Genomic DNA, 25,023 nt, shown 5'->3' with positions numbered 1-25,023 from the left:
CGAACCGAACCAGCCTACGCCAGCGGTTTCGCCGTAAGGACGTCAGGCCGCGGACGCGCCGATCAGCAGCCCGGCGAAGGTGCCGGCCAGCAGGAACGGGCCGAACGGGACAGCGGTCTTCCGGTCTGCCCGTCGTACGGCGACGAGCGCACCGCCGTAGAGCGCGCCCAGCAGGAAACCGGCGAAGGCGCCGAGCAGCACGGTGGACCAGCCGTACCAGCCGAGTACGGCGCCCGTGCCGACGGCCAGTTTCACGTCGCCGAAGCCCATGCCGCCCGGGTTGATCCGGTACAGCGCGTAGTAGCCGGCGCCGAGGGCGAGGGCGCCGTAGAGCGCGGTGAGCCAGTGGCCGGCGTGGCCGGGCAGCAGCGTGGCGAGGCCCAGCAGGGCGAGGGCGGCCGGGGCGAGCGGCAGGGTCAGCGGGTCGGGCAGCCGCCGTACCCGCACGTCGACCACGGCCAGCAGTACGCCCACGGGCGCGAGCAGCAGCCATGCCGTCAGCTCGGGGCGGGCGCCGGTGGCGGCGGCGAGCGCGGCACAGGTGAGGGCGGTGACGACGGCGGTGGGGACGGACTCCCTCTTCTTTGCGCATGGTCCGCAGCCCGTCGTTCCCACCCACCCCCGGATCGGGTGGCCGGCCGGGCAGTGGTCCCGCCAGGGTTCTTCGGGGGGTACGGCGAAGCGGTGGGCGGCGCGGGGCAGCAGGGCGCCGGCCAGTGCGCCCCACAGCGCGGCGACGGCCGCCAGCGCGCCGGTGCTCATCCGGCCTTCGACAGGCGCGCCACCGGGTTGCCCTCGGCCGAACTGTCCGACGTGAACGTCAGGTCGTCGCCGACCGGGGTCAACTCCACCTGGTGCGGGGTCGGTACGCAGTGCCCGGGGTTGTCCGGGGAGCCCGCCGAGGTCGCGAGGAGCTGGGTCTTCGTCACCTTCTTCAGGGTGAGGATGTCGGTGCACACGCCGCCGATCTGGTCGGTCTGCCGGAGCTGTCCCAGCTCCTGTCCCACCGCCGCCTGATGGACGGTGAGCCGGAACGTGCCCATGGGCACAGTGCCGCCGAGGCCGGTGGCCTGCCCTTCCCAGGTGCCGAGGTAGCGGGCCGGGATCACGCCGGGCCGGGAACTCGAGGTCGGGGTCGACGCCGGGGCGGTCGGGGAGGTCGGGGTGGGGGAAGGAACGGCGCCCGCACCCGAGTCGCTGCCGCCCTGCATCCAGGGCCGCAGCAGTCCGAGGCCCAGGGACCCCACGGCCAGCGCCCCGGCGACCGCGAGCACCACCGTGCAGCTCAGCCGACGCCCCCGGCCGCCCTCCCCCGGAGCGGAGTCCGCCGCGACGCTGACGGAGACCCGGCCGGGGGGCGGGACAGTGGGCGGGACCTGGGGCGAAGAGGGCACACCGGGCGGAACCTCGGGCAACGGGGGCGCGTCGGCCGGCAGGGCGGGGACGTCGGCCGCCACTCCCGAGGGAGTCCAGGAGGAGACCCCGGAATGCATCACAGGAGCAGGGCCGAAAGCTCCGCTCCCGGTGAACGCCCCCCTCTCCCCGGTCTCCCCCTCCACCGAAGCCCTCTCGAACGCCACCGGCCCCGACCACGCCGTCTCCCCCGTGTCCAGGTTCAACAGGTGTACGGCGCTGCGGCTGACCTGTTCCACCAGGGCGCCCGGCAGCCAGCCGCCGGTGATCAGGCGGGCGGCGCCTTCGGGGGCGAGCCGTCGGCTCACCTCGGCGGGGGTGGGCCGGGCCGCCGGGTCCTTGGCCAGGCAGGCCGCCGCCACCTCCCGCAAGCCGGCGTCGAGGGAGTCGAGTTCGGGCTCCTCGTGGACGACCTTGTAGAGGAGCGCGGCCGAGGTGTCGCCGCGGAAGGGTGGTGCGCCGGTGGCCGCGTGGACGAGGACCGCGCCGAGGGAGAAGACGTCGGCGGCGCCCGTGACGCCCTTGCCGAGGATCTGCTCGGGGGACATGTAGCCGGGGGAGCCGATCGACACACCGGTGGAGGTCAGGGACGCCGTGCCGTCCATGGCCCGGGCGATGCCGAAGTCGATGAGGAGCGGGCCGTCCAGGGTCAGCAGGACGTTCGACGGCTTCACGTCCCGGTGGACCAGGCCCAGTTCGTGGACGGCCGCGAGCGCCTCGGCGAGGCCCGCGGCCAGGGCCCGCACCGTGTGCGCGGGCAGCGGGCCGGTGTCGGTGACGGCCGCGGCGAGGGACGGTCCGGCCGCATAAGCGGTGGCCACCCAGGGCACCGGGGCGTCCGGGTCGGCGTCCAGGACGGGCGCGGTCCAGGCGCCGCCGACCCGGCGGGCGGCCGCCACCTCACGCCGGAAGCGGGCGCGGAACTCGTCGTCCAGGGCGAAGTGCGGGTGCACGATCTTCACGGCGACCGTACGGCCGCCCGCGCTGCGGCCGAGGTAGACCCGGCCCATTCCGCCGGAGCCGAGCCGGCCGAGCAGCCGGTAGGGCCCGACGGTGGCCGGCTCGTCGGCTTCCAGCTGCCGCATGGCGCACGCTCCCCCCAACGCCCCCGACGCCTTCTGGACAGCGGCGTAGTAACGCTTCTCGGGGAGCAGCCTAGTGACGCGTGCTCACGGCTGCAGCAGATCCACCTTCACGTCCGCCGGGAAGCCGGTCGTCGGCCCCACCCGGCGCGCGAACTCCGCGACCGCCGCCAGCTGCGGTGCGCCGAAGCTGAAGTCGAGGGTGGTGAAGTACTGGGCCAGGGTCGCCTCGTCGAAGGCCTCCCAGCGGGCGGCCTGTTCGGCGACCTTGCCGACCTCCTCCAGGGAGAGGTCGCGGGAGTCGAGGAAGGCGCCGTGCACCTCGCGGGTGAGGCTCGGTTCGCGCTCCAGGTAGTCGCGCCGGGCCGCCCACACCGCGAAGACGAACGGCAGGCCCGTCCACTCCTTCCAGAGCGCGCCGAGGTCGTGCACCTGGAGGCCGTAGCGCGGGCCGTCCAGCAGGTTCGCCCGCAGTGCCGCGTCGCCGATGAGCACCGCCGCCTCGGCCTCCTGCATCATCAGGCTGAGGTCGGGCGGGCAGGTGTAGTAGTCGGGGCGTACGCCGTAGCGCTCGGCCAGGAGGAGTTGGGCGAGGCGGACCGACGTACGGGAGGTCGAGCCGAGGGCGACCCGGGCGCCGTCCAGGCGGTCGAGGGGGACCTGCGAGACGATCACGCAGGACATGACGGGACCGTCGCAGCCGACGGCGATGTCGGGAAAGGCGACGAGGTCGTCGGCGTTGCGCAGGAACTCGACGAGCGTGATGGGACCGATGTCGAGATCGCCGCGTACGAGCCGCTCGCTGAGCTTCTCCGGGGTGTCCTTGGTCAGCTCGAAGTCGAGGAGCGTGCCGGTTCTCGCGAGCCCCCAGTAGAGGGGCAGGCAGTTCAGGAACTGGATGTGGCCGACGCGCGGCCGGGTGCGGGGATGGTCCACATCGCGAGACTAGACCCCGTGCTGTACCGTGCTCGGACCGACCCCGCCGTCGAACGGACTAGCAGACGTTCAAACATCCGGGTGAAGTGATCTTGACCTCTATTGCTTTCGGCTGCCCGCGTGCTAGGCTCGCCGCAAGTTGCAGTTTGGTTTCCCTTGCAGTACAGAGCCTGCGGAGCATGTGACCGCGGGCTCTCGTCGTTTTCAGACGAATGCAGTTGTGCAGCACCGTTTCGCACGTGCAGGTTCTGGAGCAGGGCAACCCTTTTGAGCCCAAGGAGGGCTTATGGCTACCGGAACCGTTAAGTGGTTCAACGCCGAAAAGGGCTTTGGCTTCATCGCCCAGGAGGGCGGCGGCCCCGACGTCTTCGTTCACTACTCCGCGATCAACGCCCAGGGATTCCGTTCCCTGGAGGAGAACCAGCAGGTCTCCTTCGACGTGACGCAGGGTCCGAAGGGCCCGCAGGCGGAGAACGTCACCCCCGTCTGATCTCTGCCTGATCGCAGAACCTGAGTGCAGTACCCAAGGAGCCCCGCGCCGTAAGGCGACGGGGCTCCTGCCTTTTCGGCCCACCCACCCGCCGTGTGAATTCCCGGCGAATTCTCTACACGTGCTGCATGACGAGGACGAACGTCGTACCCGGCGCCAGCGCCTCGTAGGAGTGGGCGACATCCCCCCGGTACGCCATGTAATCGCCGGGATCCAGTTCGACCTCTTCTCCGGCCGGGCCCGCCTTCACCCGTCCCGTGCCGACGATCAGATGCTCCACCGTGCCCGGGATGTGCGGCTCGGCCGTGCGCGCCGAGCCCGGCTCGGCGCGGATCTGGTAGATGTCCCGCCGGGCCCCGGGCGGGCTCGCCGACAGCAGGATGCCGACGAAGCTGGCCTGCCCGGAGGCGACTCCCGGGCCCTGTCCGGCGCGGATCACCTGGACGCTCTGCACCGGCGGCTCGACCAGCGCGCTGAACGGCACCCCCAGCGCCACCGCGAGCGCCCACAGCGTCTCCACGTTCGGGTTCCCGCTCGCCGCCTCCAGCTGGGACAGCGTGGACTTGGCGATTCCCGCGCGCTTGGCCAGCTCGGACAGGGACAACCCGGCGCGGGCGCGCTCGCGCTTGAGGGACGCGGCGATCCACTCCATCGGAAGCCGGTCGGGGACCCGGGGAGGCGGCTCGGCCATGTCGTTCGCTCCATCGGTACGATCGTTCGCCTTGACGGACACAAGGTTCTCTGTCCATTGTAGAGAACATGCGTTCGCCACAACGAACAACCACTCCGATGCCCCCGACGCCCCCTGACATGTCCGAGGACCGCTCCCTCGTCCGCGACAGCTCGCTCGTCTGGCTGGCCAGCGGCATCGTCGGCGTCTCCTTCGGCGCGGTCTCCGTCGCCGGCGGGCTGCCGCTGTGGGTGCCGGTGCTGATGTCCGTGGTGGTGTACGCGGGGTCGGCCCAGTTCAGCGCGGTCGGCGTGCTGCTCGCCGGGGGCGGTCCGCTCGCGGCGGCGGCCACCGGGCTGCTGCTCAACACCCGGACGGCCGCGTTCAGCCTGGCCGTGGCGGAGATCCTCGGCACGAGCCGCGCGGCCCGCTTCCTCGGCGCGCACCTCGTCACCGACGAGACGGTCGCCTTCGCCCTCGCCCAGAGCGATCCGGTACGGCAGCGGCGGGCGTTCTGGATCTCCGGGCTCGGCTTGTTCGCCGTGTGGAACATCGGCGTGCTGGCGGGCGCACTGGCCGGCGGCGCGCTTGGCGACACCGCCCGCTACGGCCTGGACGCCGCCTTCCCCGCCGTCCTGATCGCCCTGGTCCTGCCCACCCTGCGCGCGGACGCGGCGGTACGGCGATGCGCCCTGCTCGGCGCCGGACTGGCCCTGGCCGTGACGCCCGCCGTACCGGCCGGGGTGCCGGTGCTGGTCGCTCTGGCCGGGCTGTTTCTGCACCGGGGGCGGAACCGGGAAGAAGGTCGGGCGGTATGAACGCCACCGTCGTGGTGATCCTGGCCCTCGCCGTCGGCACGTACGCCTTCCGGCTGGTCGGGCCGGTGCTGCACGGGCGGGTCGAGATACCCGCCCGGGTGCAGGAGCTGGCCGCGGCCGGGGCCGTCGTCCTGCTCGTCGCCCTGCTGGCCACGGGCGCGCTGACCGAGGGCGGCGACCTCGCGGGCTGGGCGCGGCCGGCCGGGGTGCTGGCGGGAGGCCTGCTGGCGTGGCGAAGGGCACCGTTCGTGGTGGTGGTCGTGGGAGCGGCGGCGACCACGGCGCTGCTGCGAGCGGCCGGAGTCACCTGACCTCCCCCACCCGCTCGGCCGACCGAGACGTCCACCGCGGGCCGGGCGCGGGCGCGCCCTGCCGGGCGTACGCCACCAGGCAAGTCCGGGTGCGCTGCCGTCGGCAGGGCGTACACCGCCGGGCGGCCGCGGGCCCGCTGCCCACAGTCGGCTGGCCGCGCACCGCCACAAAGGTGCGGGCGCGCCGCCGCCGAGCGGGCACCCACGGGACAGGCTCGAATGCGCCGCCCCCGGTGGCGAATGCTCCACTGAGCAAGTCCCGGTGTGCCGCCCGCAGTTGGGCGTGCGCCGCCCAGGGCTCGGTGTACGCCACGTGCTGCCCCCGGATCCGGGCACGTTGTCAGTGGTGGGCGCTACCCTCCGGCCTCATGACCGACACCCAGGACTTCCTGACCGCCACCCGGACCTTCTACGACGCCATCGCCGACGACTATGCCGCCCATTTCCAGGAGGAGTTCGCGCAGAGGCCGTTGGAGGAGGTGCTGCTCGGGTTGTATGCGCGGATGGTGGGGGGCGGCGGGGTGGTGGCTGATCTCGGGTGTGGGCCCGGGCGGGTCACCGGGAGGCTGGCCGCCCTGGGCCTCGAAGTCTTCGGGCTCGACCTGTCCGCGTCCATGCTGGCGGTCGCCCGGCGCGAGAATCCCGGGCTGCGTTTTGTGCAGGGCTCGATGCTGGAGCTCGAGCAGGCGGACGGCTCGCTCGCCGGTGTCGTGTGCTGGTACTCCTCGATCCACACCCCCACGGACCGGCTCCCGGCGCTCTTCGCGGAGTTCCACCGGGTCATGGAGCCGGGCGGACACCTCTTGCTCGCCTTCCAGGCCGGGGAGGAACCCCGTCGCCTGGAGCGCCCCTTCGGCCACCCGGTGACGCTGGACTTCCTCCGCCGGGACCCGGACGCCATGGCTCAACTGCTCACCGCCGCCGGTTTCACCCTGGTGTCCCGCACGGTCCGCGAGCCCGAGGAGCGGCTCGACGAGAAGGTCCCCCAGGCCTTCCTGTTCGCCCGGAAATAGCCACCGCTACCGGTTTTCGCCGGGGGTCCGCGGGCGGATGCGCACGGTGTCCGCGAAGGCCCGGGCGGGCGGGCTGAGCGCGTCCCAGCGGCGCACCGCCCAGCCGACCGGCAGCGGCCGCAGCCCCGGCAGCGGGATCAGCCGCAGCGGGCCCTCGCCGGGCACGGGCAGCCCGGGTACGGCGGGTACGACGGCCCGGCCCGCGCCCAGTTCGGCGAGGAGCAGCGCGGTGTCCCAGTCGGCGACGGAGGCGTCGTGCGCGAGCCGGACGCCCGACTCGGCGCAGGCGGCCTCCAGATGGGCGGCGGAGGCGGAGTTGGGCGGCAGCCGGATGAGCGGGACGTCGGCCAGGTCGGCCGGATCGAGCCGGGACCGGGCGGCCAGCGGGTCGTCGGCCGGTACGGCGAGCACCCAGGGCAGCTCGACCACGGTCCGCTGCTCGATGCCCCTCACCGGCGGGCCGAGGGTGATCCAGGCGAGGTCGAGGGTGCCGTCGGCGAGCGCGTCGAAGGTGCCGCGGCCCGAACTGACCGTGCGGAACTCGAGGTTGACCTTGGGGTGGCGGCGGCGGAAGGCGAGGACCGCGTCGGACATGAAGTGCCGCACGGTGGTGGCGCCGGTAGCCACGCGGACGTGCCCGCTGTGCCCGTCGAGCAGATCGCGCAGCCGTCGTACGGCGAGGTCGAGCCCGGAGATGCCCTCGGCGGCCGCGGCCTCCAGGATCCGCCCGGCCTGCGTCGGTACGACCCCGCGCGGCTGGCGCTCCAGCAGGGCCAGGCCCGTCTCCCGCTCCAGCCGCTTGACGTGCTGGCTGACGGCGGACTGGGTGCAGCCGAGGTCCCGGGCGACGGCACTGAGGCTGCCCGCCCGGCACACGGCCACGAACACACGCAGGTCTTCGAGGGTCACAACACCCAAGCTAACACTGGGGTTTGCCGAGAAAACCCAAGGATTGACTGCACCTTGAGCGCGGTACGAGGATCGGGGGCGGGCCGCAACCGAGCCGACCCAGGCGGCAACCCGCTCCCCGCATCACGCCGACGTCCGGACGCACGGCGTGAGCCGGCCGGGGAGCGGGTGCCGACCCCTCACCGGGAAGCCTCGTACAGCCCCTCCACCGCCTCCGCGAAGTCCCCCATGATCTGCTCGCGCCGAAGTTTCATCGACGGGGTGAGATGGCCCTCCACCTCGGTGAAGTCCCTGGGCAGCACGGCGAAACGACGGATGGACTCGGGCCGCGAGACCATCTTGTTGGCCTCGTCGATCGCGCGCTGCAGGACCTCCTCCAACTCCACGTCGCCGACCAGCAGTTCGGGTGGGACCGGGTGCTTGCCGATCATCTGACGCCAGTGGGTGATGCCGTCGGGGTCGAGGGTGATCAGCGCGGAGACGAACGGCCGGCCGTCGCCGACCAGCATGACCTGCGAGATCAGCGGGTGCTGGCGCAGCCAGTTCTCCAGCGGGGCCGGGGCCACCGACTTGCCGCCCGCCGTGATCAGCAGCTCCTTCTTGCGGCCGGTGATGGTGAGGTAGCCCTCGTCGTCCAGCTCCCCGATGTCGCCGGTCGCCAGCCAGCCGTCCCGGGTCGCGGGTACGACACCGCCGGCCGCCGGATCCCAGTAGCCGCGCAGCACATGGTCGCCGGCGACGAGGATCTCGCCGTCGGCGGCGATCCGGATGCGGGTGCCGGGCATCGGCCAGCCGACCGTGCCCAGGCGGGGCTTGAGCGGCGGTGTGCACGTCGTGGCGGCGGTGGTCTCCGTCAGGCCGTACCCCTCGAAGATCTCGATGCCGGCACCGGCGTAGAACGCGGCGAGGCGCCGGCCGAGCGGGGAGCCGCCGCAGATGATGTGGCGGACCCTTCCTCCCATGGCGGAGCGGATCTTGCGGTAGACGAGCGGGTCGTAGAAGGTGCGGGCCGTCTTCAGCGAGCGGCTCGGGCCGCCGCCGGTGCCGGTCTGCCGGGCCTCCAGCGCCTCGCCGTAGCGCACGGCGACCGCCGCCGCCCGGTCGAAGACGGAGACCCGGCCGCCCGACTCCGCTTTCGCGCGGGCCGAGTTGTAGACCTTCTCCAGCATGTACGGGATGGTCAGCAGGGCGGTTGGCCTGAAGGCGGCCAGGTCCGGCAGCAGGTCCTCGGCGGCGAGGCTCGGCGCGTGCCCGAGCCGCACCCGGGCCCGGATGCAGGCGATGGCCACCATCCGCCCGAACACATGGGACATCGGCAGGAACAGCAGCACCGAGGGGTCCTCGTCCTGCGCCTTGAAGACCGGGTAGAGCAGCTCGATGGCGTTGTCGACCTCGGCGAAGAAGTTGCCGTGGGAGAGCGCGCAGCCCTTGGGGCGGCCGGTGGTGCCGGAGGTGTAGATGAGCGTGGCGAGGGTGTCGGGGCCCAGCATCCCTCTGCGTACGGCGACTTCACCGTCCGGCACCTGCGCGCCCGCCTCCGCCAGCCGGGTCACGTGCTCCTTGTCCATCACCCACAGATGCCGCAGGTCGGGCAGGTGCGGCAGCTCGGGCCCGAGGGCGGCGGCCTGGGCGGCGGTCTCGGTGACGAGGGCACGGGCGCCGGAGTCGTGCAGGATCCACCGGGTCTGGAAGACGGAGGAGGTGGGGTAGACGGGCACGGTGACCAGCCCGGCCGCCCAGGCGGCGAAGTCGAGCAGCGTCCACTCGTACCGGGTGCGGGCCATGACGGCGATCCGGTCCCCCGGCACCATCCCCTCGGCGATCAGCCCCTTGGCCACCGCGAGCACCTGTCCGGCGAAGTCGGCGGCGGTCAGATCGGCCCAACCGCCTTCCGGGACACGGCGGCTGAGCACGACCTCGTTCGGGGCGGCCTCGGCGTTGTCGAACGGCAGGTCCGCGAGCGACCCGTGCTTGACCGGGGGTGTGAACGGCGGCACGTGCACCTCCCGTACGGCGCCGTCCAGCCGCTGGATCCGGGGTTCCACGAGGACCGGGCGGCCGTCGTAGTCGACGGCGGTGACGGCGGCGGAGGAGACGGGGGCGTTCGGGTACGGAGTGGACACGGGCGGCTCCTCTGGCGTGCATACACCTGCGGTGGGCCTCGACAGAAAGGAGTTACCGCTGGTTAGGCAGGTGATCGTACGGGCCCACTGTGAGGGGGTTGTGCGGGTTCGGGGATGGTCCGGGGTCGGGGATGTGCAACCTCGGGGGTTTTGCGACAGGGGCTCACGTTAGACTTACCGACGGTAACCTTACTCCCGAGTAAGCATGAGGCGGCTGGACATGACAGGCGAGTTGCTGCATCTCATAACGGGCGCACTGCGCTCGCCGTTCAAACGCCCCTCCCCCGAGGCGGACTTCCCGCCCACCCGGCTCGTGCTGCCCGGGGTCCGTATCGACCTGGCGCACCTGGCCGCCTACGAGCGCGTCTGCGGCTTCCCCACGGGCGAGCCCACCCTCCCCGTGACCTACCCGCACGTCCTCGGCTTCCCGCTTGCCATGCGGCTGATGAGCGGCCGGGACTTCCCGCTGCCGCTGCTGGGCCTCGTCCACACCTCGATCGACATCGTCCGGCACACCGCCGTACCGGCGACGGAGGAGTACCAACTCGCCGTACACATCGAGGGGTTGGCCCCGCACCGGCGCGGTACGGAGGCCACGGTGGTGACCGAGATGGCGGCGGGTGGTGACGTCGTCTGGGAGTCCCGCAGCACGTATCTCGCCCGGCATCACACCGACAGCCGTACGGCACCCCGGCCGGTCCGCGAGGACACTCCGCTGCCCGTCGTCGCCGAGTGGCGGCTCGCCGGGGACGTCGGACGGCGGTACGGCGCGGTCTCCGGTGACCGCAACCCCATCCACCTCCATCCCCTCACCGCCCGCCTCTTCGGCTTCCCCCGGGCCATCGCGCATGGCATGTGGACGGTGGCTCGCTGCGTAGCCGCCCACGGTATGAGCGGGTCCGTCGGGGTGCGGGCGCGGTTTGTGGCGCCGGTGTTGTTGCCTTGCAGGGTGGCGTACGGGGCGGATGGGTGCGGTCGGTTCGAGTTGCGGGGGGATGGGGGGCGACTGCACTTGGTTGGGGAGGTGGGCTAGGCGCCGTGGAGGTGTGTCGCCGTTGCCGGGTGCGTGGGGGTTGCTCGCGCCCACGCGGCGGAGCCGCACATCGATACAGCCCCGCGCCCCTAGGTTTCTTCAGCCGGCGGAGTCCATCTGTTACCCCTCATCAAGTTGCCCAATCCCGACCACGCGAAGTTCATCAACGTGCCCGCCGCCTGTCGGGCTGTGACCCCCGGTGTCGTGTTGGCCCATGCGGCCAGCGACTCCGCCGCTCCCACCAGGGCCTCCGCCAAACCCGCGACCTCGCCCTCCGCCAGGTCGGGATCCCGGTGGGCCTCGCGGGCGGCTACGGCTACCAGGCGGGTGACGAAGGCGACGATCTCCGTGCGCATCGCGGCGACCTCGGAGGCGAAGGGTTCGCCGTGGGTGCGGGCCTGGAGGTGGAGGACGGACCAGGCGTCCGGATGCTCGGCGGTGTGGGCGAAGAAGGCCAGGAGGCCGTCCCAGAGCTGGCGGTCGGCGGGGCGGTCCGGGCGGACCCCGGCGCGTACCGCCTGCGTCAGCGCGGTGGACTCCCGGCGGATGCAGGCGGTGAAGAGGTCTTCCTTGGAGTTGAGGTAGAGGTAGACCAACGGCTTGGAGACCCCTGCCAGCTCGGCTATCTCGTCCATCGACGCGGCCATGTAGCCACGCTGGCCGAAGATCCGTACGGCGGCGTCGAGCATCTGCTGCTCCCGCACCGCACGCGGCATCCGCTTGGTCCTCGCCCCACCCATGAGGGCAAGACTAGTTGGAGGTGGCGGCCTCGCCCTGCGTGCGGGCGGTGTCGTCGGCGCCGTCCTCCTGGCTGCGGTTCGCCTCCAGGTTGGCCTTCATCCGGTCGACCCGGTTCACGATCTGCACCGAGGCCCGCTCCCGCTCCCGGCGCAGCACCACCCAGCTGATCGGCGCCGACAGCACCAGGGAGAGCAGCAGCACCCAGAGGAAGTTGGAGTCGCCGAAACCACGCGGGAAGATGCCGGAGTAGACGGCTCCCCAGACGACGACGAGGCAGCCGGCGAAGATGCCGAGGCGCATCAGCGTGTAGCGGAGCATCTCAATCCACTCGTCCGATTCCAAAAGGGTCAGCGTCCAGTGAAGCACGCCCGGAGGGCGATCTTGCAGCGGGGTCGGACGAGGGGGTCAGGTGATCGGCAGCAGCATGGTGATGTCGTCGCGGTCGTCGCCCGGCGCGACCCGGATGGCGCCGGGCACCCGGCCGACCTCCTTGTAGCCGCAGGAGCCGTAGAACCGCTCCAGGCCCAGGCCGCCCCGGCAGGTGAGCCGTATCGCCTCTATGCCGTCGAGCGTGCGGGCCGCGTCGGCGGCGGCCGCGAGCAGGTCACGGCCGTACCCCTGGCCCTGGTGGCGGGGGTGGACCATCACCGTGTACAGCCACACCCAGTGCGTCATCAGCCGGTGTGTGTTGTGCGTGAGGAACGCGGTCGCCGCGACCGCGCCCGTCGTGTCCCGGCCCACCAGCAACCGGGTGCGGCCCTCGGCCATGGCGACGAAGTGCTTCACCAGCTCGGGGCGTATGTCGTCCACGGTCACCGGCGGCACGAAGCCCACGGAGCCGCCGGCGTTCGACACGTCCGCCCACAGCGCGAGCACCTCGTCCCGGAAGGCGGGCGAGACCGACGGGTCCAGCTCGAATGTCAACGACACCGGCTCACACCCGCATCGGCTGCGGGGAGTCCCGGCGGGCCGGGTCGGGGCCGTCGAACTCGCGGATGATCTCGTAGCGCGTGTTGCGCTCCACCGGGCGGAAGCCGGCGTCGCGGATCAGGTCCAGCAGGTCCTCGCGGGTCAGCTTGTTCGGGGTGCCGAAGTTGTCCGCGTCGTGCGTGATCTTGTACTCGACGACCGAGCCGTCCATGTCGTCCGCGCCGTGCTGGAGGGCCAGCTGGGCGGTCTGCACGCCGTGCATCACCCAGAAGACCTTCACGTGCGGGACGTTGTCGAAGAGCAGCCGGGAGACGGCGAAGGTCTTCAGGGCCTCGGCACCGGTGGCCATCTGCGTGCGGGCCTGGAGCCGGTTGCGTACCTTCCCGTCCTTCATGTCCACGAAGTCGTGCTGGTAGCGCAGCGGGATGAAGACCTGGAAGCCGTTCGTCTCGTCCTGCAGTTCGCGGAGACGGAGAACGTGGTCGACCCGGTGCCGGGGCTCCTCGATGTGGCCGTACAGCATGGTGCACGGGGTCTTCAGACCCTTCTCGTGCGCCAGGCGGTGGATCCGGGACCAGTCCTCCCAGTGGGTCCTGTGATCCACGATGTGCTGCCGGACCTCCCAGTCGAAGATCTCGGCGCCACCGCCGGTCAGCGACTCCAGACCGGCGTCGATCAGCTCGTCGAGGATCTCGGACGCCGACAGGCCGGAGATCGTCTCGAAGTGGTGGATCTCCGTCGCCGTGAACGCCTTCAGCGACACGTGCGGCAGCGCGGCCTTCAGCTCACGCAGCGAGCGCGGGTAGTAGCGCCACGGCAGGTTCGGGTGCAGCCCGTTGACGATGTGCAGCTCGGTGAGGTTCTCCGACTCCATCGCCTTGGCGAGCTTGACGGCCTCCTCGATGCGCATCGTGTACGCGTCCTTCTCGCCCGGCTTGCGCTGGAACGAGCAGTAGGCGCAGGAGGCCGTGCACACGTTGGTCATGTTGAGGTGCCGGTTGACGTTGAAGTGGACGACGTCACCGTTCTTACGGGTGCGCACCTCGTGCGCGAGGCCGCCGAGCCAGGCCAGGTCGTCCGACTCGTACAGCGCGATGCCGTCCTCGCGGGTCAGCCGCTCACCGGAGCGGACCTTCTCCTCCAGCTCGCGCTTGAGCCCGACGTCCATGCCAACACCTTTCCTCGACAGACTTCGTAAACGGTACTCCCCCACCCTTCGGGCGGGAGGTGCCCCCATACGGCGCTCCGCGCCTAGACCTCTTCCGGAAGTTCCCCGACCCGGTTCTCCCACTTGGTGGAGAGCACGATGGTGGTACGGGTCCGGGAGACACCCTTGGTCCCGCTGAGCCGCCGGATGATCCGCTCGAGGCCGTCCACATCGGTGGCCCGGACCTTCAGCATGTAGGAGTCGTCGCCGGCGATGAACCAGCAGTCCTCGATCTCCGGCAGGTCCCGCAGCCGCTGGGCGACGTCCTCGTGGTCGGCGGCGTCGGAGAGCGAGATGCCGATCAGCGCGGTGACGCCGAGGCCGAGCGAGGCCGCGTTCACCGTGGCGCGGTAGCCGGTGATGACACCGGCCGCCTCCAGCCGGTTGATGCGGTCGGTGACGCTGGGTCCCGACAGGCCGACGAGGCGCCCCAGCTCCGCGTACGAGGCCCGGCCGTTCTCCCTCAGGGCCTGGATGAGCTGCCTGTCCACCGCGTCCATGCGATCGAAGCCTTCCGGTGCAGAGTTCCGAAGTTGAAGAGAGGTACTACGACGTGCCCAGTTCGCCCCGCCACCGCCGGTACAGGCCGTGCTCGACGCCCGCCGCGTCCAGCACCCGACCGGCGACGAAGTCCACCAGATCCTGGATGTGGGTGGCGCCCGCGTAGAAGGCGGGCGAGGCCGGTACGACGGTGGCGCCGGCGTCGTCCAGCGCCACGAGATGGCGCAGCGTCTGCCCGTTCAGCGGAGCCTCCCGTACGGCCACGACCAGGGTCCGGCGCTCCTTGAGGGTGACGCTCGCCGTGCGCTGGAGCAGGTCCTTGGACAGTCCGAGCGCGACCCCGGCGACACACGCCGTGGACGCGGGCACGATGAGCATGCCCTTCGCCGGGTACGACCCCGAGGACGGCCCGGCCGCGAGGTCCCCCGCGTTCCAGTACCGCACCCCGCCGAGGTCCACATCGAAGGTGTCAGGCTTGCCGTCGGCGCCCCGGCCGAGCCATTCCCGCAGGTCGTCGCACCAGTGGGCGTCCCGGAACGATATCCCGGTCTCATCGAGCAGCGTCAGCCGCGAGGCCCGGCTGACCACCAGGTCCACCGCCTCCCCCGCCGCCAGCAGCGCCCGCAGCACAGCCGCCGCATAGGGCGTCCCGGAAGCTCCGGACACCCCCACGATCCAAGGCACGCGCTGCGTTTCTCCTGCGTTCACACCTTGAGCGTACCGGTGGGTCGGACAGGACTCAGGCCGGGTGGGCGTAGTGCGCGATGCCCGGGGAGGTACTCAGACGCTCAGACCCCGAACCAGCAGATCCAGCAGCGCACACACGAACAGGGCAATGCCGATGAAGCCGTTGACGCTGAAGAACGCCCTGTTCAGGCGGGACAGGTCATGCGGGCGGACGATGCGGTGCTCGTAGACGAAGGCGCCCGCGACGATCAGCAGGCCCAACCAGAAGAAGGTGCCGGCGTGCGTGGCCAGGGCGTACCAGACGAACAGGGCCGTCGTCAGGGTGTGGCACACCCGCGCGCCCCAGATCGCGGCCGGGATCCCGAAACGGGCCGGGACCGACATGACGCCGGTCTCGCGGTCGGTCTCGACGTCCTGGCAGGCGTAGATCAGGTCGAAGCCGCCGATCCAGATGCCCACGGCCAGGCCGAGGACCACCGCGTCCCAGGACCAGGTCCCGGAGATGGCCAGCCAGCCGCCCACCGGGCCCATGGCCTGGGCGAGGCCCAGGATGGCCTGCGGGAAGTTCGTGAAGCGCTTGCCGTACGGGTAGACCACCATCGGGATCACCGCGACCGGGGCCAGCGCCAGGCACAGGGGGTTCAGGAGAGCCGCCGCGCCCAGGAAGATCACCAGCGCGATCAGGGCGCCCGTCCAGGCGTGGCGGACCGACATCGCGCCGGTCACCAGCTCGCGGTGGGCCGTACGCGGGTTCCGCGCGTCGATCTCGCGGTCGATGATCCGGTTGACCGCCATCGCGAACGTCCGCAGGCCGACCATGCAGATCGTGACCAGCAGCAGCCGGGCCCAGTGGATGCTCTTGTCCCACTGGTACATCGCCGTGAGCGAGGCGATGTAGGCGAAGGGCAGCGCGAAGACCGAGTGCTCGATCATCACCAGACGGAGGAACGCCTTGGTGCGTCCTGGCTGCGGGATCGCGGCGGTGGTCACAGCCCGTACTCCTTCCAGCGGCGGTCCACGAGAGCCGCCGTATCGGGGTCGGAGAGGACCATGTCCGGCCAGCCTCCGTCCCTCGTGTAACCCTCCTCCGGCCACTTCCTCGTCGCGTCGATGCCCGCCTTGCCGCCCCAGAACTGCTGGTAGGAGGCGTGGTCGAGGTGGTCGACGGGGCCCTCCACGACCGTGAGGTCGCGGGCGTAGTCGGTGTTGCCGAGGGCCCGCCAGGCGACCTCGTGCAGATCGTGCACGTCGCAGTCGGCGTCCACGACCACGATCAGCTTGGTGAGGGACATCATGTGCGCCCCCCAGATCGCGTGCATGACCTTCTGCGCGTGCTTCGGGTACTTCTTGTCGATCGAGACGATCGCGCAGTTGTGGAAGCCCCCGGCCTCGGGCAGGTGGTAGTCCACGATGTCCGGGACGATGATCTTCAGCAGGGGGAGGAAGAAGCGTTCCGTGGCCCTGCCCAGCGGGCCGTCCTCCGTCGGGGGGCGGCCGACCACGATCGACTGGAGCAGCGGGCGCCTCCGCATCGTCACGCAGTCGATCTTCAGCGCGGGGAACGGCTCCTGCGGGGTGTAGAAGCCGGTGTGGTCGCCGAAGGGACCCTCAGGGAGCATCTCGCCGGGCTCCAGCCAGCCCTCCAGCACCACCTCGGCGTTCGCGGGCACCTGGAGCGGGACCGTCTTGCAGTCGACCATCTCGATCCGCTTGCCCGCGATGAAGCCCGCGAAGAGGTACTCGTCGATGTCACCGGGAAGGGGGGCCGTGGAGGCGTAGGTGACGGCCGGGGGGCAGCCGAAGGCGATGGCGACGGGCAGGCGTTCGCCCCTCCTCGCCGCCACCTGGTAGTGGTTGCGGCTGTCCTTGTGGATCTGCCAGTGCATGCCGATGGTGCGCTTGTCGTGGCGCTGCAGGCGGTACAGCCCGAGGTTGCGGATGCCCGTCTCCGGGTCCTTGGTGTGCGTGAGCCCCAGGTTGAAGAAGGAGCCGCCGTCCTGCGGCCAGGTGAACAGCGCCGGGAGCCGGTCGAGGTCGACCTCGTCCCCGTGCAGCACGACCTCCTGGACCGGCGCTTCCTTGATCTTCTTCGGCGGGACGTGCGCCATCGCGCCGAGCTTCCCGAAGGCCTCGCGCACCCCGACGAAGCCGTGCGGCAGTTCGGGCCGCAGCAGGCCGCCGATCTTCTCGGAGATCTCGCCGTACGACTTCAGGCCGAGCGCCTTGAGCAGGCGCCGGTCGGTGCCGAAGACGTTCATCGCGAGGGGCATCGCGGAGCCCTTCACGTTCTCGAAGAGCAGCGCCGGTCCGCCCGCCTTCTGCACCCGGTCGACGATCTCCCCGACTTCCAGAAATGGGTCGACCTCGGCCTTGATGCGCTTGAGGTCTCCCTCGCGCTCCAGCGCCCGCAACAGGGAGCGAAGATCGTCGTAAGCCATGTGTCCCAGTATCTGCCACCCGCTAACCTGAGCCGGTCACCGGGGCCCGGGTCTCATGTGGGGAGTGCACGCGAGCATGCTCAGGTATCTGCCGTTCCTACTGGTCCTGGCGCTGTGGATCTACGCCTTCGTGGACTGTCTGAACACCCCCGAGGAGGAGGTGCGGCATCTGCCGAAGGTGGTGTGGGTGATCATCATCCTGCTGTTCGGCGAGGTGCTGGTCGGTCCGGTCGCCTGGCTGATCACCGGCAAGGTGCGGCAGCCGGTCCCGGTGGGCGGCGCCGTGCCCGGGCAGTGGGTCGCCCCCGACGACAACCCCGAGTTCCTCAGGTCCCTGAACAAGGACGACCCCGAGAAGGGCTGATGGAACTCCGGCTGCTCGTCACCTTCGAGAAGGTCGCCACCGTACTGAGCTTCACCCAGGCCGCGGCCGAGCTGTCGTACGCGCAGTCCAGCGTGACCGGGCAGATCCGCACCCTGGAGTCCTCGCTCGGCGTCGAGCTGTTCGACCGGCTCGGCAGCAGGATCCGGCTCACCGAGGCCGGCGAGCGGCTGCTGCCCTACGCCCGGCAGATCATCGACCTGACCGAGGAGGCCCGCGCGGCGGTCACCGGGGCGCAGGAGCCGTCCGGCGCGCTCACCGTCGGCACGATGGAGTCCCTGACCTCCTACCGGCTGCCCCCGCTGCTGGAGTACTTCCACCACCGCCATCCCAAGGTGCGGCTCGCGCTGCGCACCACCATCGGCGACGAGACCCGGCAGGCGCTGCGTCAGGGCACGTACGACCTCGGGTTCCTGATGGAGGCGGAGACCGAGCACCCGGGCCTGGAGTCCGCCGTGCTCGCCGTCGAACCGCTGGCGCTGGTGGCCGCGCCCGGGCACGAGCTGAGCGCGTCCCCCGTGACGACCGCCGGCCTCACCGGCCAGTCCCTGCTGGCCACCGAGCCCGGCTGCGCCTACCGGGACCTGTTCGAACGGGAGTTGACGGCTCTGCGGCCGGTGCGGTTCACGGAGTTCGGCACGATCGAGGCCACCAAGCGCGCGGCGGCGGCCGGCCTCGGGATCGCGCTGCTGCCCGAGGTGACGGTCGCCGCCGAACTCGCGGAGGGTTCTCTCGTACGGCTGGCCTGGGAGCCGCCGTTCACGCTTCGCACGCAGCTGGCGTGGCGGGCCGGGAAGCGGCTTCCGGCGCATGCGCGGCTGTTCGTGGAGCAGGCGCGGCGGCTGGTCGCCGAGCAAGGGTCACCCTGAGACTGGCGGTGACGATCAGCGGCACGCCCAGTGCCTGGACGAGCCCGATGTGATGGCCGTAGACCAGCCAGTCCATCAGCATCGCGACCGCCGGGTAGACGAAGGCCAGTACGGCGATCTTCGACGTCGGCAGCTCGGCGTACGCGGCGTACATGAGGACGTACATCACTCCGGTGTGGATGAGGCCGAGGCCCACCAGCCAGCCCCAGTCCCAGCCGGTGCCGCTCATCGCGCCGAAGTCCGCGAAGGGGAGCAGGAGCGGGATGCCCACCAGGACCTGGACGAGGGCGATCAGGTGCGGGCGCACTCCCGTGATGCGCTTGGTGACCAGGGTGGACAGGCCGTAGAACAGCGCGGCCAGCAGGGCCTGGCCGATGCCGAGCAGGTACGAGCCGCCGCGCCCGAAGTCGGCCGGGGTGACGCCCGACACCAGGATCAGTCCGGCGAAGGCCACGGCGATCCAGCCGGCCTTCGCGGCGGTGAGCCGTTCGCGGAAGAGCAGGGCGCCGAGGAGGACCACGTAGAAGGGTTGCGTGTGGTACACGACCGTGGCGACGGAGATGGACGTGTTCTCGTACGACGAGAACAGCAGCACCCAGTTGAAGACGATGAACACCCCGCCGAGGACGGCGAGGGAGAGGGTGCGGCGGGTGAAGCCGTGGTCGCGCAGCCAGCCGCGGGCGGTGACATAGCCGCCGAGGGCGAGGGCGCCGAACAGGACGCGGAAGAAGACGACGTTGAAGGGCGAGGCGCCCGACTCGACGACGAAGACGCCGAGGGTGCCGGAGAGCATCATGGCGGTGGTCAGCTGGGCGGTGCCCTTGAGTTCCGGGGTCATGACGTCGACGCTAGGACCGGCCCGGACGTCGATCCACGGGCCAGTACGGGGTGCTGCCGATGGGGGCATCGGCGGCGCCGATACCCGCAGTTCACTGGAAGACGGCCACCGGGTACTGGAGCACGACCTCGCGGGTGTCGGGACGCCAGGTCGTCACCTTGCCCAGGCAGTGCGCCTGGAACTGGCCCTCGGGCAGCTGCCGTCCCGGGGAGCGCAGCCCGTCGACGCGCAGGACGACCCGCAGGTGCGCGGACTGACCGCCGTCGCCGTAGGGGGCCCGCATCACCAGCGTGTCGCCCCGGGAGTCCTCGGCCTCGAACCGGCCGGTGACCATGACGAACTCACCGATCTCGCTGAGGACCACCTCACCGGCCGCCCCGGCCCCGAGGAGGGCGCGGTTCGGCGTGACCGCTCCGGGCTCGTCCCGCCGCAGCCGCACCCGGACGAGCCCGTCCCCCCGCCGCAGGACGGACAGCAGCAGGCCGATCACCGAGATCGGCTCGCTCTCCTCGACGTACTTGGCGACGATCTCGGTGGTTCTGTCCCCGGAGAGCTGGAACATCAGCGACACCAGCGGTATCGACGCCAGACACCCGGTGTTGCGCACGTTGCGTACCTCGACCTCCCGGCGCAGCGCCGACCGGTAGTTGCCCAGCTTGAACACGTCCAGGACCGCGTCGTTGTCGAGATACAGCGGAAGGTAGTGGGGGTCCTCGGGTGTCTTCCTGAGCCGCCTGAGGGCCCGCCGTACGACGCGCACGCCCAGCACGAGCAGGCCGGCGAAGGCCACCAGCCACCAGACCATCGCGCCCCACCAGGCGCTCCACCAGGTGCCGTCAAGAACAGCCACGGATCTCCTTGAACGCGCTGGACAGGGACTGGGCGCGGGCGTCGACCATGCGGCCGCCGGTCACCGAGGCGATCTGGCGCAGTTCGGCCGCGTCGGAGTCGCCGAAGTGGACGGGGTACGTCGCCACGGCGCGGGCGTCGGCGGGCCGGGCCCGGTAGCGGCTGACGAAGGTCGCGCGGTCGATGCCCGCGTTGTTCTCGCCGTCGGTCATCAGCACGATGGACACCACGCGTCCCGGGTCGTCGCGCAGGGTCTTCTCGGCGGTGGCGTAACCGTGGTCCAGGGCGGACCAGACGGCGGTGGCGCCGTCGTAGCCGCCGTCGGCGACGAAGCTGGTGAGGGCCGCGAGGTCGGCGGCGCCGTGCACGGTGACCGTGCGCTCGTCCAGCGGGCGCCCGCCGAAGCGGATCACGGTCAGCCGCTCGCCCTGGTAGAAGCGGACGAACTTGCCTGTGGCGGAGGAGTCCGCCCCGCTGAGCCCGGCGAACGCGGCCCGCAGCGCGGTCGTACGGGAGCCGCGCATGGAGGCGGAGAAGTCCAGCAGGAAGATCACCTGGTCGGCGACCCGGCGCCGGGGGTCGCCGTAGTCGGCGAGCAGCCGGTCGAGGACGGCCGGGTCGTCCGGGAAGTACAGGGCGTTGTCCAGCGGCGCGGTGAGCCGGGGGTCGCGGGTGACGGCGGTGCTGACCGGGCGGCGCAGCGTCCGCCGCATGATCTCCCGCTGGTGGTCGGCGGCGGTCAGCCAGGTCACCACGCGGTCGTAGGCGTCCCGGCGGCGCTGGTCGAGCAGGAGCAGTGGATAGTCGGACAGCACCATGCCGTCGGCGGGGTGGACGATCTCCAGGGGCTGCTTCAGCCGGCCGGAGGCGTTCAGGGTGAGCAGTTCGGACTCGTAGGTGATCAGGGCGTTGGTACGGCCCGGGTGGCTCGCGAAGTCGTCCAGCAGGGCGTGGGAGCTCTCGGCGGTGAGGGTCTGCCCGGAGCGGAAGCCGCGCAGCCGGTCGCAGCTGACGTCCGCCGGGCGCAGCGCGCTGCCCGTGCCGGCGGCGGCGGTGGCGACGCCGACCAGTGCGGCGAGACCGCTGTTGCTGTGCCGGGGGTCGGCCATGCCGAAGCGTACGGTGCCGGTGGCGGCGGCGTCGGCGAGGTCCGCCCAGGACAGGCGTCCGCCGGGCGCCCTGGCGCGCAGCGTGCGGGCCAGGTCCGGGGTGAGGCCGACGACGACCGGGGAGCGCATGGTCGACGTGCTCTGCACGATGGTGGTCGGATGGCTCCCGGTGGCGGCCTGCTTGGCCTTCAGGCGGAAGTAGCGGTCGGAGGAGAGCCAGGCCAGGTCGTAGGAGTGGCGGCCGGTCAGCAGGGTGTCGCCGGCGTCGTTGGTCGGCCGGTAGTCCAGGTCTAGGCGGACGCCGGTGTCCTGCCGGAGCCGGTCCAACAGGGGTTTCATGTCGGCGAGTTCGTCGCTGGCCAGGACGTGCAGGGTGGTGTCGGGGCCGCCGCCCCCGCCTGAGCAGGAGACGAGACCGCCGAGCGCGGCGAGCAGGACCAGGCACAGGGCGGCCCGCAGCCCGCGGGCCCTCATGGCGCCTCCCCGGCCGCCGCCGACTGGGCCACGGGGGTGCAGTCGCCGACGGTCTCGATCATCTTCTCCAGCAGGTCGAGCCGGGGCAGCACCGCCTTGGTGTCGTCGTCCGACAGAACGGGCGCCTGGATGTGGCGGCCGGTGAGGAACCGGGTCAGCGCGTCGCTGGTGGCGGAGGCGCCCTCGGCGTCCCGGACCCGGAAGCCCAGCTCCATCGCCCGCTGCTGCAGCGCCGGGTCCTTGCCGATCAGGTCGCCGAGCCGGTCGCCGTCCGGGGTCAGTGCGATGAGCTGCGGCTCGGTGACGAACCGCACGGACGGGTAGAGCAGCACGCGCTCGTCGTCGAGGTGTCCGGTGTCGGCCTGGGTGTCGATCTGGTGGGCCAGGAACTGGTGCTCGTAGATCACCGCGATCGGCGCGATGCTCTTGCCCTCGGCGGAGACGTAGGTCTCGTTCTTCTCGGAGGACGGCATGCCCTGGTCGTTGAGGAGGAGCCTTATCCGCTCGGCGAACTGTGCCGCCTCGGCCGGGTTCTGCGGGATGTTGTCGTGGTTCCACACGTAGGAGACCAGGCCCAGATAGGTGCCGGCGGAGTTGGCCTCGCAGATGTCGGAGGTCTGCGCGAGCACCTTGTTGCCGTTGTGGATGCCGTGCCGGTCGATGCCGAGCCTGTCCCAGCGGCGGCCGTCGGCGGTCGCCTGCAGGAACTTCTGCATGTTCAGCGAGTAGTAGAGCGGCTTGGCTCCGGCGGGCACCCCCGGTAACGGGGTCGCGATCCCGGCCTCCTGGAGCGTCTCGGCGTACTCGCGGTAGGTGCCGAGCACGATCGGGCTGACGAACGGACGGTACGTCGTCGCCGGGTGGCCCTCGGCCGCGCGCTTCCTGGTGATCAGGTCGGCGGCGGGCTGCCCGGAGGGGAACACGACGTCGTAGCCGTCGTAGCTCTGCGCGGCGATCCCCCGCGAGCCCATGCGGGTGATGTGCACGCGGAAGCCGTGCCGGACGAGCAGCCGCTGGACCTCGGGATCCTCGAAGTAGTCGGCCTTCGAGGCCATCTTCGCCTCGATCGTGACGATATGGGTGAAGGGCAGGCCGACGTGCCCCTGGGCGAGGACGACGATCGCGCACAGGGCGGTGACGGCGGCGACGGCGCGCGGGAACCATCGGCGCGCCGTGGAGCCCGGCGAGGACGCGACCGCCGGAGCCCCGACCCGTAGCCGGGGCTCGCCGGTCGAACGCGGTCTTTCGGTCTCGGCTCTGTCTGTGTACACCCGTGTCTCCTGCGTCAGCGGGGACAGGATCGTGCGCTTGCCGGACGATCCCGGGTCGAACGCCCGGCCAACGCCGGAGGAAAGAAATGCGAAGGTGAGTCTCCATCAATTCATCACCGACAGAGACGACTTCGTTGCTCATAACGACTTGCCACTCGTCGTCTGACCTGTGGTTAATGGTCATCACTGAGTTGCGAGCGATCGCTTGACCTCTGGGGGACAGAGACACATGAACCCGGCCCAGGAGCCACCACCCGTACCTGCCACCCCGCCACCCGCGCCGACGAGCGCTCCACCCGCCTCCGCGCCGTACATGCCGGACGTGCCCGCGCCACCCCGGCAGCCGGCCTCCGCCTCCGTCGATCTGCGGGTCAGCAAGCGGATCCTGTGGATCGGCGCTGCGGTGTACCCGCTGCACAACATCGCCCGCGTCTACACCTTCGTCATGCGCCCCAAGCGCAAGGAGGCGGTGCTGCGCTTCCTGCGCTACACCGCAGGGCTGCTGCTCATCGGGTTCTTCGCGATGGTGCCCGGACTGATCGCGAGCAGTGGCGGCGGGGACAACTCCGGCGCGGCCGGCTACGTCACGGTCGTCTGGATCGCGGCCCTCGGCCTCGAGATCTACTTCATCGTCGAACTGTTCTCGGTCCTGCTGGCCTCCGACCACCACGTCCTCGCGGTGGAGACATCGGGCGCGTCCACCGCGCTGGTGACCAGCCAGAACCCGCAGTATCTGGACCAGGTCGTCGGCCAGATCTCGTACGCCATCGACCATCCGGACACCGAGTTCAAGGTGACGGTGCAGAGCCTGCACTTCTCGCCGAAGAACTACTACTTCGGCGACAACGTCAACATGTACGGCGGCAGCGGAAACGTGGGGATCAGCGGATGAGCGGCGGCAATTACCACTACGGCGACAACGTGAACATGTACGGCGGCCAGGGCAACCAGGGCATCGTCAGGAACTACGGTGCCGCCGGCGCCGGGCAGGACCCGGCGCTGGTCGCGGCCCTCGCCGAACTGCACCGGCTCATCACCGAGTTGCGCGCCCAGGTGCCGGCGGCCGACGCCCAGCTGCTGGACGACTCCCTGCCCGTCCTCGCTCCCGACGCCGCCGTGCCCGCGCAGGCGCGGCGGGGTGCGCTGATGGCGATCGCCGGGATCGCGAGCACCGTCGGTGCGGTCGGCCAGCCGGTCGCCGACGCGGTGCGCGCGATCATCGGCATGATCAGCGGATGACCCCTTACGTCCTCGCCCAGCTCTGCGAGGACGTGCCCGACTGGCAGGTCTGCTCGTCCACACCGCCGCCGAAGGCGAGGTCGAGGCAGCCGCCGTCCATGACCGTGGCCAGGGAGTTGCCGGAACCCGTCGTCCAGCGCAGATTGCCGCCGCCCTGCGAGCAGTCGCCGACGAAGACGGCCTGGCCGTTGCCGTTGGCGCTCAGACAGGCGCCGGTGGAGACGTTGACGACCTTGACGCTGCCGCCTGCGGCACTGCGGAAGGTCCAGCGCGCGGTCGAGTCCGAGCAGGAGCCGAGGCCCGTGGAGCCGTAGGACCACACCCCTCAAGCAGCAATCGACGAACAAGACCAAGGTCACCCGGCACCATGCTGCCTCGGTGGCCATCGGCAGGCGCGCCCTCGGTTACGGGATCCGGCGTCGGCCAGGTGTGACCCCCGCTCACCGGAGGATGAGCGCGGGGAGAGCTACCGGCCAGGCCTCATCCCTGCCGAGGGCGTGCGGGACCGCGAGCCCACCCAGGACAGCGGGCAAGCCCACCACGGGCGGCAAGACCCGACCGCGCCGCAGTGACCAGCTCGCACTGTTCCCAGGCCCTCAGGACCGTCGGGAGGGCCACCGGACCACACGTCCGGATTACGGCGAGTTGGCCAACACCGGCCAACAACCCTAGGAACGGTGCCGTCTGGAG

28 protein-coding genes are annotated in these 25,023 nt (G+C 71.1%); 9 read left to right on the top strand and 19 right to left on the bottom strand.

Going from position 1 to position 25,023, the window contains the following annotated elements:
• Positions 1-42: 42 nt before the first annotated feature.
• The 3 genes from ACH47Z_RS25105 to ACH47Z_RS25095 all read right to left on the bottom strand — a co-directional run bounded on the left by ACH47Z_RS25105 (position 43) and on the right by ACH47Z_RS25095 (position 3,431).
• Positions 43-762: a prepilin peptidase gene (locus ACH47Z_RS25105; RefSeq protein ID WP_399077292.1), complete on the bottom strand. Its 720-nt coding sequence runs from the start codon at positions 760-762 to the stop codon at positions 43-45.
• Positions 759-2,498 (bottom strand): protein kinase, encoded by a 1,740-nt coding sequence (locus tag ACH47Z_RS25100; RefSeq protein WP_399077289.1) that lies wholly within the window; start codon positions 2,496-2,498, stop codon positions 759-761. Before ACH47Z_RS25100 ends, ACH47Z_RS25105 begins: the two co-directional genes overlap by 4 nt.
• 84 nt (positions 2,499-2,582) lie before the next feature.
• Positions 2,583-3,431 (bottom strand): menaquinone biosynthetic enzyme MqnA/MqnD family protein, encoded by an 849-nt coding sequence (locus tag ACH47Z_RS25095; protein WP_399077286.1) that lies wholly within the window; start codon positions 3,429-3,431, stop codon positions 2,583-2,585.
• Between the two features lie 286 nt (positions 3,432-3,717).
• Here ACH47Z_RS25095 and ACH47Z_RS25090 point away from each other — a divergent pair, with 286 nt between their 5' ends.
• Positions 3,718-3,921, top strand: coding sequence for a cold-shock protein (locus ACH47Z_RS25090; RefSeq protein WP_003974443.1), 204 nt, complete (start codon positions 3,718-3,720; stop codon positions 3,919-3,921).
• A 115-nt stretch (positions 3,922-4,036) separates the two neighbouring features.
• On the opposite strand, the gene ACH47Z_RS25085 is transcribed toward ACH47Z_RS25090, so the two are convergent.
• Positions 4,037-4,612, bottom strand: a complete 576-nt coding sequence (locus ACH47Z_RS25085; protein WP_399077284.1) for a helix-turn-helix domain-containing protein — start codon at positions 4,610-4,612, stop codon at positions 4,037-4,039.
• Positions 4,613-4,680: 68 nt separating this feature from the next.
• On the opposite strand from ACH47Z_RS25085, the gene ACH47Z_RS25080 reads away from it, so the two are divergent.
• The 3 genes from ACH47Z_RS25080 (at position 4,681) to ACH47Z_RS25070 (ending at position 6,733) form a co-directional block, all read left to right on the top strand.
• A complete protein-coding gene (locus ACH47Z_RS25080) occupies positions 4,681-5,409 on the top strand; it encodes an AzlC family ABC transporter permease (RefSeq protein ID WP_399077283.1) in 729 nt (242 codons plus the stop codon).
• Positions 5,406-5,720 carry an AzlD domain-containing protein gene (locus ACH47Z_RS25075; RefSeq protein ID WP_399077280.1) on the top strand — a complete coding sequence of 105 codons (315 nt, stop codon included), beginning with the start codon at positions 5,406-5,408 and terminating at the stop codon, positions 5,718-5,720. Before ACH47Z_RS25080 ends, ACH47Z_RS25075 begins: the two co-directional genes overlap by 4 nt.
• 368 nt (positions 5,721-6,088) lie before the next feature.
• A complete protein-coding gene (locus ACH47Z_RS25070) occupies positions 6,089-6,733 on the top strand; it encodes a class I SAM-dependent DNA methyltransferase (RefSeq protein WP_399077278.1) in 645 nt (214 codons plus the stop codon).
• Positions 6,734-6,739: 6 nt separating this feature from the next.
• Here the strand turns inward: ACH47Z_RS25070 and ACH47Z_RS25065 are convergent, their stop codons facing one another.
• Both ACH47Z_RS25065 and ACH47Z_RS25060 read right to left on the bottom strand, forming a co-directional pair.
• The gene (locus ACH47Z_RS25065; protein ID WP_399077275.1) at positions 6,740-7,642 is read right to left on the bottom strand and encodes a LysR family transcriptional regulator; all 903 of its coding nucleotides are present in this window, start codon (positions 7,640-7,642) and stop codon (positions 6,740-6,742) included.
• A gap of 179 nt (positions 7,643-7,821) precedes the next feature.
• Positions 7,822-9,765 (bottom strand): AMP-dependent synthetase/ligase, encoded by a 1,944-nt coding sequence (locus ACH47Z_RS25060; protein WP_399077273.1) that lies wholly within the window; start codon positions 9,763-9,765, stop codon positions 7,822-7,824.
• 220 nt (positions 9,766-9,985) lie between these two features.
• Between ACH47Z_RS25060 and ACH47Z_RS25055 the strand changes: the two genes are divergently transcribed.
• A complete protein-coding gene (locus ACH47Z_RS25055; protein WP_399077270.1) occupies positions 9,986-10,798 on the top strand; it encodes a MaoC family dehydratase in 813 nt (270 codons plus the stop codon).
• Between the two features lie 89 nt (positions 10,799-10,887).
• Here ACH47Z_RS25055 and ACH47Z_RS25050 read toward each other — a convergent pair whose 3' ends face one another.
• From ACH47Z_RS25050 to ACH47Z_RS25015, 8 genes are all read right to left on the bottom strand, one after another.
• The gene (locus ACH47Z_RS25050) at positions 10,888-11,538 is read right to left on the bottom strand and encodes a TetR/AcrR family transcriptional regulator (RefSeq protein ID WP_399077268.1); all 651 of its coding nucleotides are present in this window, start codon (positions 11,536-11,538) and stop codon (positions 10,888-10,890) included.
• A 10-nt stretch (positions 11,539-11,548) separates the two neighbouring features.
• Positions 11,549-11,857 (bottom strand): DUF4229 domain-containing protein, encoded by a 309-nt coding sequence (locus ACH47Z_RS25045; RefSeq protein WP_399077266.1) that lies wholly within the window; start codon positions 11,855-11,857, stop codon positions 11,549-11,551.
• Positions 11,858-11,944: 87 nt separating this feature from the next.
• A complete protein-coding gene (locus tag ACH47Z_RS25040) occupies positions 11,945-12,469 on the bottom strand; it encodes a GNAT family N-acetyltransferase (protein WP_399077264.1) in 525 nt (174 codons plus the stop codon).
• A gap of 4 nt (positions 12,470-12,473) precedes the next feature.
• On the bottom strand, positions 12,474-13,637 hold the full coding sequence (mqnE, locus tag ACH47Z_RS25035) for an aminofutalosine synthase MqnE (protein WP_399077262.1): 1,164 nt from the start codon (positions 13,635-13,637) through the stop codon (positions 12,474-12,476).
• Positions 13,638-13,720: 83 nt separating this feature from the next.
• Positions 13,721-14,176: an Lrp/AsnC family transcriptional regulator gene (locus ACH47Z_RS25030; RefSeq protein WP_059251851.1), complete on the bottom strand. Its 456-nt coding sequence runs from the start codon at positions 14,174-14,176 to the stop codon at positions 13,721-13,723.
• 46 nt (positions 14,177-14,222) lie between these two features.
• Positions 14,223-14,861, bottom strand: coding sequence for a UbiX family flavin prenyltransferase (locus tag ACH47Z_RS25025; RefSeq protein ID WP_399077260.1), 639 nt, complete (start codon positions 14,859-14,861; stop codon positions 14,223-14,225).
• Between the two features lie 96 nt (positions 14,862-14,957).
• Positions 14,958-15,854 carry a menaquinone biosynthesis prenyltransferase MqnP gene (gene mqnP / locus ACH47Z_RS25020; protein ID WP_399077257.1) on the bottom strand — a complete coding sequence of 299 codons (897 nt, stop codon included), beginning with the start codon at positions 15,852-15,854 and terminating at the stop codon, positions 14,958-14,960.
• Positions 15,851-17,302 carry a menaquinone biosynthesis decarboxylase gene (locus ACH47Z_RS25015; RefSeq protein ID WP_399077254.1) on the bottom strand — a complete coding sequence of 484 codons (1,452 nt, stop codon included), beginning with the start codon at positions 17,300-17,302 and terminating at the stop codon, positions 15,851-15,853. Before ACH47Z_RS25015 ends, mqnP begins: the two co-directional genes overlap by 4 nt.
• A gap of 76 nt (positions 17,303-17,378) precedes the next feature.
• Between ACH47Z_RS25015 and ACH47Z_RS25010 the strand changes: the two genes are divergently transcribed.
• Both ACH47Z_RS25010 and ACH47Z_RS25005 read left to right on the top strand, forming a co-directional pair.
• The gene (locus ACH47Z_RS25010) at positions 17,379-17,666 is read left to right on the top strand and encodes a PLDc N-terminal domain-containing protein (protein WP_399077252.1); all 288 of its coding nucleotides are present in this window, start codon (positions 17,379-17,381) and stop codon (positions 17,664-17,666) included.
• A complete protein-coding gene (locus ACH47Z_RS25005) occupies positions 17,666-18,553 on the top strand; it encodes a LysR family transcriptional regulator (protein WP_399077250.1) in 888 nt (295 codons plus the stop codon). The genes ACH47Z_RS25010 and ACH47Z_RS25005 overlap by 1 nt, the downstream gene beginning before the upstream one ends.
• Here the strand turns inward: ACH47Z_RS25005 and ACH47Z_RS25000 are convergent.
• The 4 genes from ACH47Z_RS25000 to ACH47Z_RS24985 all read right to left on the bottom strand — a co-directional run bounded on the left by ACH47Z_RS25000 (position 18,444) and on the right by ACH47Z_RS24985 (position 23,094).
• The gene (locus ACH47Z_RS25000; RefSeq protein ID WP_399077249.1) at positions 18,444-19,391 is read right to left on the bottom strand and encodes a DMT family transporter; all 948 of its coding nucleotides are present in this window, start codon (positions 19,389-19,391) and stop codon (positions 18,444-18,446) included. The two genes, ACH47Z_RS25005 and ACH47Z_RS25000, sit on opposite strands and share 110 nt — an antisense overlap.
• 91 nt (positions 19,392-19,482) lie before the next feature.
• A complete protein-coding gene (locus ACH47Z_RS24995) occupies positions 19,483-20,241 on the bottom strand; it encodes a hypothetical protein (RefSeq protein WP_399077247.1) in 759 nt (252 codons plus the stop codon).
• Entirely contained in the window at positions 20,228-21,823 is a 1,596-nt protein-coding gene (locus ACH47Z_RS24990) for a substrate-binding domain-containing protein (protein ID WP_399077245.1), read from the bottom strand. Before ACH47Z_RS24990 ends, ACH47Z_RS24995 begins: the two co-directional genes overlap by 14 nt.
• Entirely contained in the window at positions 21,820-23,094 is a 1,275-nt protein-coding gene (locus ACH47Z_RS24985; protein WP_399077243.1) for a hypothetical protein, read from the bottom strand. The genes ACH47Z_RS24990 and ACH47Z_RS24985 overlap by 4 nt, the downstream gene beginning before the upstream one ends.
• 313 nt (positions 23,095-23,407) lie before the next feature.
• Here ACH47Z_RS24985 and ACH47Z_RS24980 point away from each other — a divergent pair, with 313 nt between their 5' ends.
• Together ACH47Z_RS24980 and ACH47Z_RS24975 are read left to right on the top strand one after the other, a co-directional pair.
• On the top strand, positions 23,408-23,986 hold the full coding sequence (locus tag ACH47Z_RS24980) for a DUF6232 family protein (protein WP_399077545.1): 579 nt from the start codon (positions 23,408-23,410) through the stop codon (positions 23,984-23,986).
• Positions 23,983-24,333 carry a hypothetical protein gene (locus tag ACH47Z_RS24975; RefSeq protein ID WP_399077241.1) on the top strand — a complete coding sequence of 117 codons (351 nt, stop codon included), beginning with the start codon at positions 23,983-23,985 and terminating at the stop codon, positions 24,331-24,333. The genes ACH47Z_RS24980 and ACH47Z_RS24975 overlap by 4 nt, the downstream gene beginning before the upstream one ends.
• Positions 24,334-24,337: 4 nt before the next feature.
• On the opposite strand, the gene ACH47Z_RS24970 is transcribed toward ACH47Z_RS24975, so the two are convergent.
• Positions 24,338-24,655 carry a ricin-type beta-trefoil lectin domain protein gene (locus ACH47Z_RS24970; protein WP_399077239.1) on the bottom strand — a complete coding sequence of 106 codons (318 nt, stop codon included), beginning with the start codon at positions 24,653-24,655 and terminating at the stop codon, positions 24,338-24,340.
• Between the last annotated feature and the right edge of the window lie 368 nt (positions 24,656-25,023).

Origin of the sequence: Streptomyces sp. NPDC020192, from assembly GCF_044388685.1 — a bacterium.
Taxonomy (GTDB): Bacteria; Actinomycetota; Actinomycetes; order Streptomycetales; family Streptomycetaceae; genus Streptomyces.
This window is presented reverse-complemented; position numbering and strand designations above follow the sequence as displayed.

Excerpts from the sequence above, each read along its gene's own strand:
- ACH47Z_RS25010 (WP_399077252.1), top strand. The coding sequence starts at position 17,379 with ATGCTCAGGTATCTGCCGTTCCTACTGGTCCTGGCGCTGTGGATCTAC.
- ACH47Z_RS24975 (WP_399077241.1), top strand. The coding sequence starts at position 23,983 with ATGAGCGGCGGCAATTACCACTACGGCGACAACGTGAACATGTACGGC.
- ACH47Z_RS25015 (WP_399077254.1), bottom strand. The coding sequence starts at position 17,302 with ATGGCTTACGACGATCTTCGCTCCCTGTTGCGGGCGCTGGAGCGCGAG.
- ACH47Z_RS25075 (WP_399077280.1), top strand. The coding sequence starts at position 5,406 with ATGAACGCCACCGTCGTGGTGATCCTGGCCCTCGCCGTCGGCACGTAC.
- ACH47Z_RS25080 (WP_399077283.1), top strand. The coding sequence starts at position 4,681 with ATGCGTTCGCCACAACGAACAACCACTCCGATGCCCCCGACGCCCCCT.
- ACH47Z_RS25005 (WP_399077250.1), top strand. The coding sequence starts at position 17,666 with ATGGAACTCCGGCTGCTCGTCACCTTCGAGAAGGTCGCCACCGTACTG.
- ACH47Z_RS25030 (WP_059251851.1), bottom strand. The coding sequence starts at position 14,176 with ATGGACGCGGTGGACAGGCAGCTCATCCAGGCCCTGAGGGAGAACGGC.
- ACH47Z_RS24980 (WP_399077545.1), top strand. The coding sequence starts at position 23,408 with ATGCCGGACGTGCCCGCGCCACCCCGGCAGCCGGCCTCCGCCTCCGTC.
- ACH47Z_RS24990 (WP_399077245.1), bottom strand. The coding sequence starts at position 21,823 with ATGAGGGCCCGCGGGCTGCGGGCCGCCCTGTGCCTGGTCCTGCTCGCC.
- ACH47Z_RS25050 (WP_399077268.1), bottom strand. The coding sequence starts at position 11,538 with ATGGGTGGGGCGAGGACCAAGCGGATGCCGCGTGCGGTGCGGGAGCAG.
- ACH47Z_RS25100 (WP_399077289.1), bottom strand. The coding sequence starts at position 2,498 with ATGCGGCAGCTGGAAGCCGACGAGCCGGCCACCGTCGGGCCCTACCGG.
- ACH47Z_RS25055 (WP_399077270.1), top strand. The coding sequence starts at position 9,986 with ATGACAGGCGAGTTGCTGCATCTCATAACGGGCGCACTGCGCTCGCCG.
- ACH47Z_RS25105 (WP_399077292.1), bottom strand. The coding sequence starts at position 762 with ATGAGCACCGGCGCGCTGGCGGCCGTCGCCGCGCTGTGGGGCGCACTG.
- ACH47Z_RS25090 (WP_003974443.1), top strand. The coding sequence starts at position 3,718 with ATGGCTACCGGAACCGTTAAGTGGTTCAACGCCGAAAAGGGCTTTGGC.
- mqnE (WP_399077262.1), bottom strand. The coding sequence starts at position 13,637 with ATGGACGTCGGGCTCAAGCGCGAGCTGGAGGAGAAGGTCCGCTCCGGT.
- ACH47Z_RS25085 (WP_399077284.1), bottom strand. The coding sequence starts at position 4,612 with ATGGCCGAGCCGCCTCCCCGGGTCCCCGACCGGCTTCCGATGGAGTGG.
- ACH47Z_RS25045 (WP_399077266.1), bottom strand. The coding sequence starts at position 11,857 with ATGCTCCGCTACACGCTGATGCGCCTCGGCATCTTCGCCGGCTGCCTC.
- ACH47Z_RS25070 (WP_399077278.1), top strand. The coding sequence starts at position 6,089 with ATGACCGACACCCAGGACTTCCTGACCGCCACCCGGACCTTCTACGAC.
- ACH47Z_RS25000 (WP_399077249.1), bottom strand. The coding sequence starts at position 19,391 with ATGACCCCGGAACTCAAGGGCACCGCCCAGCTGACCACCGCCATGATG.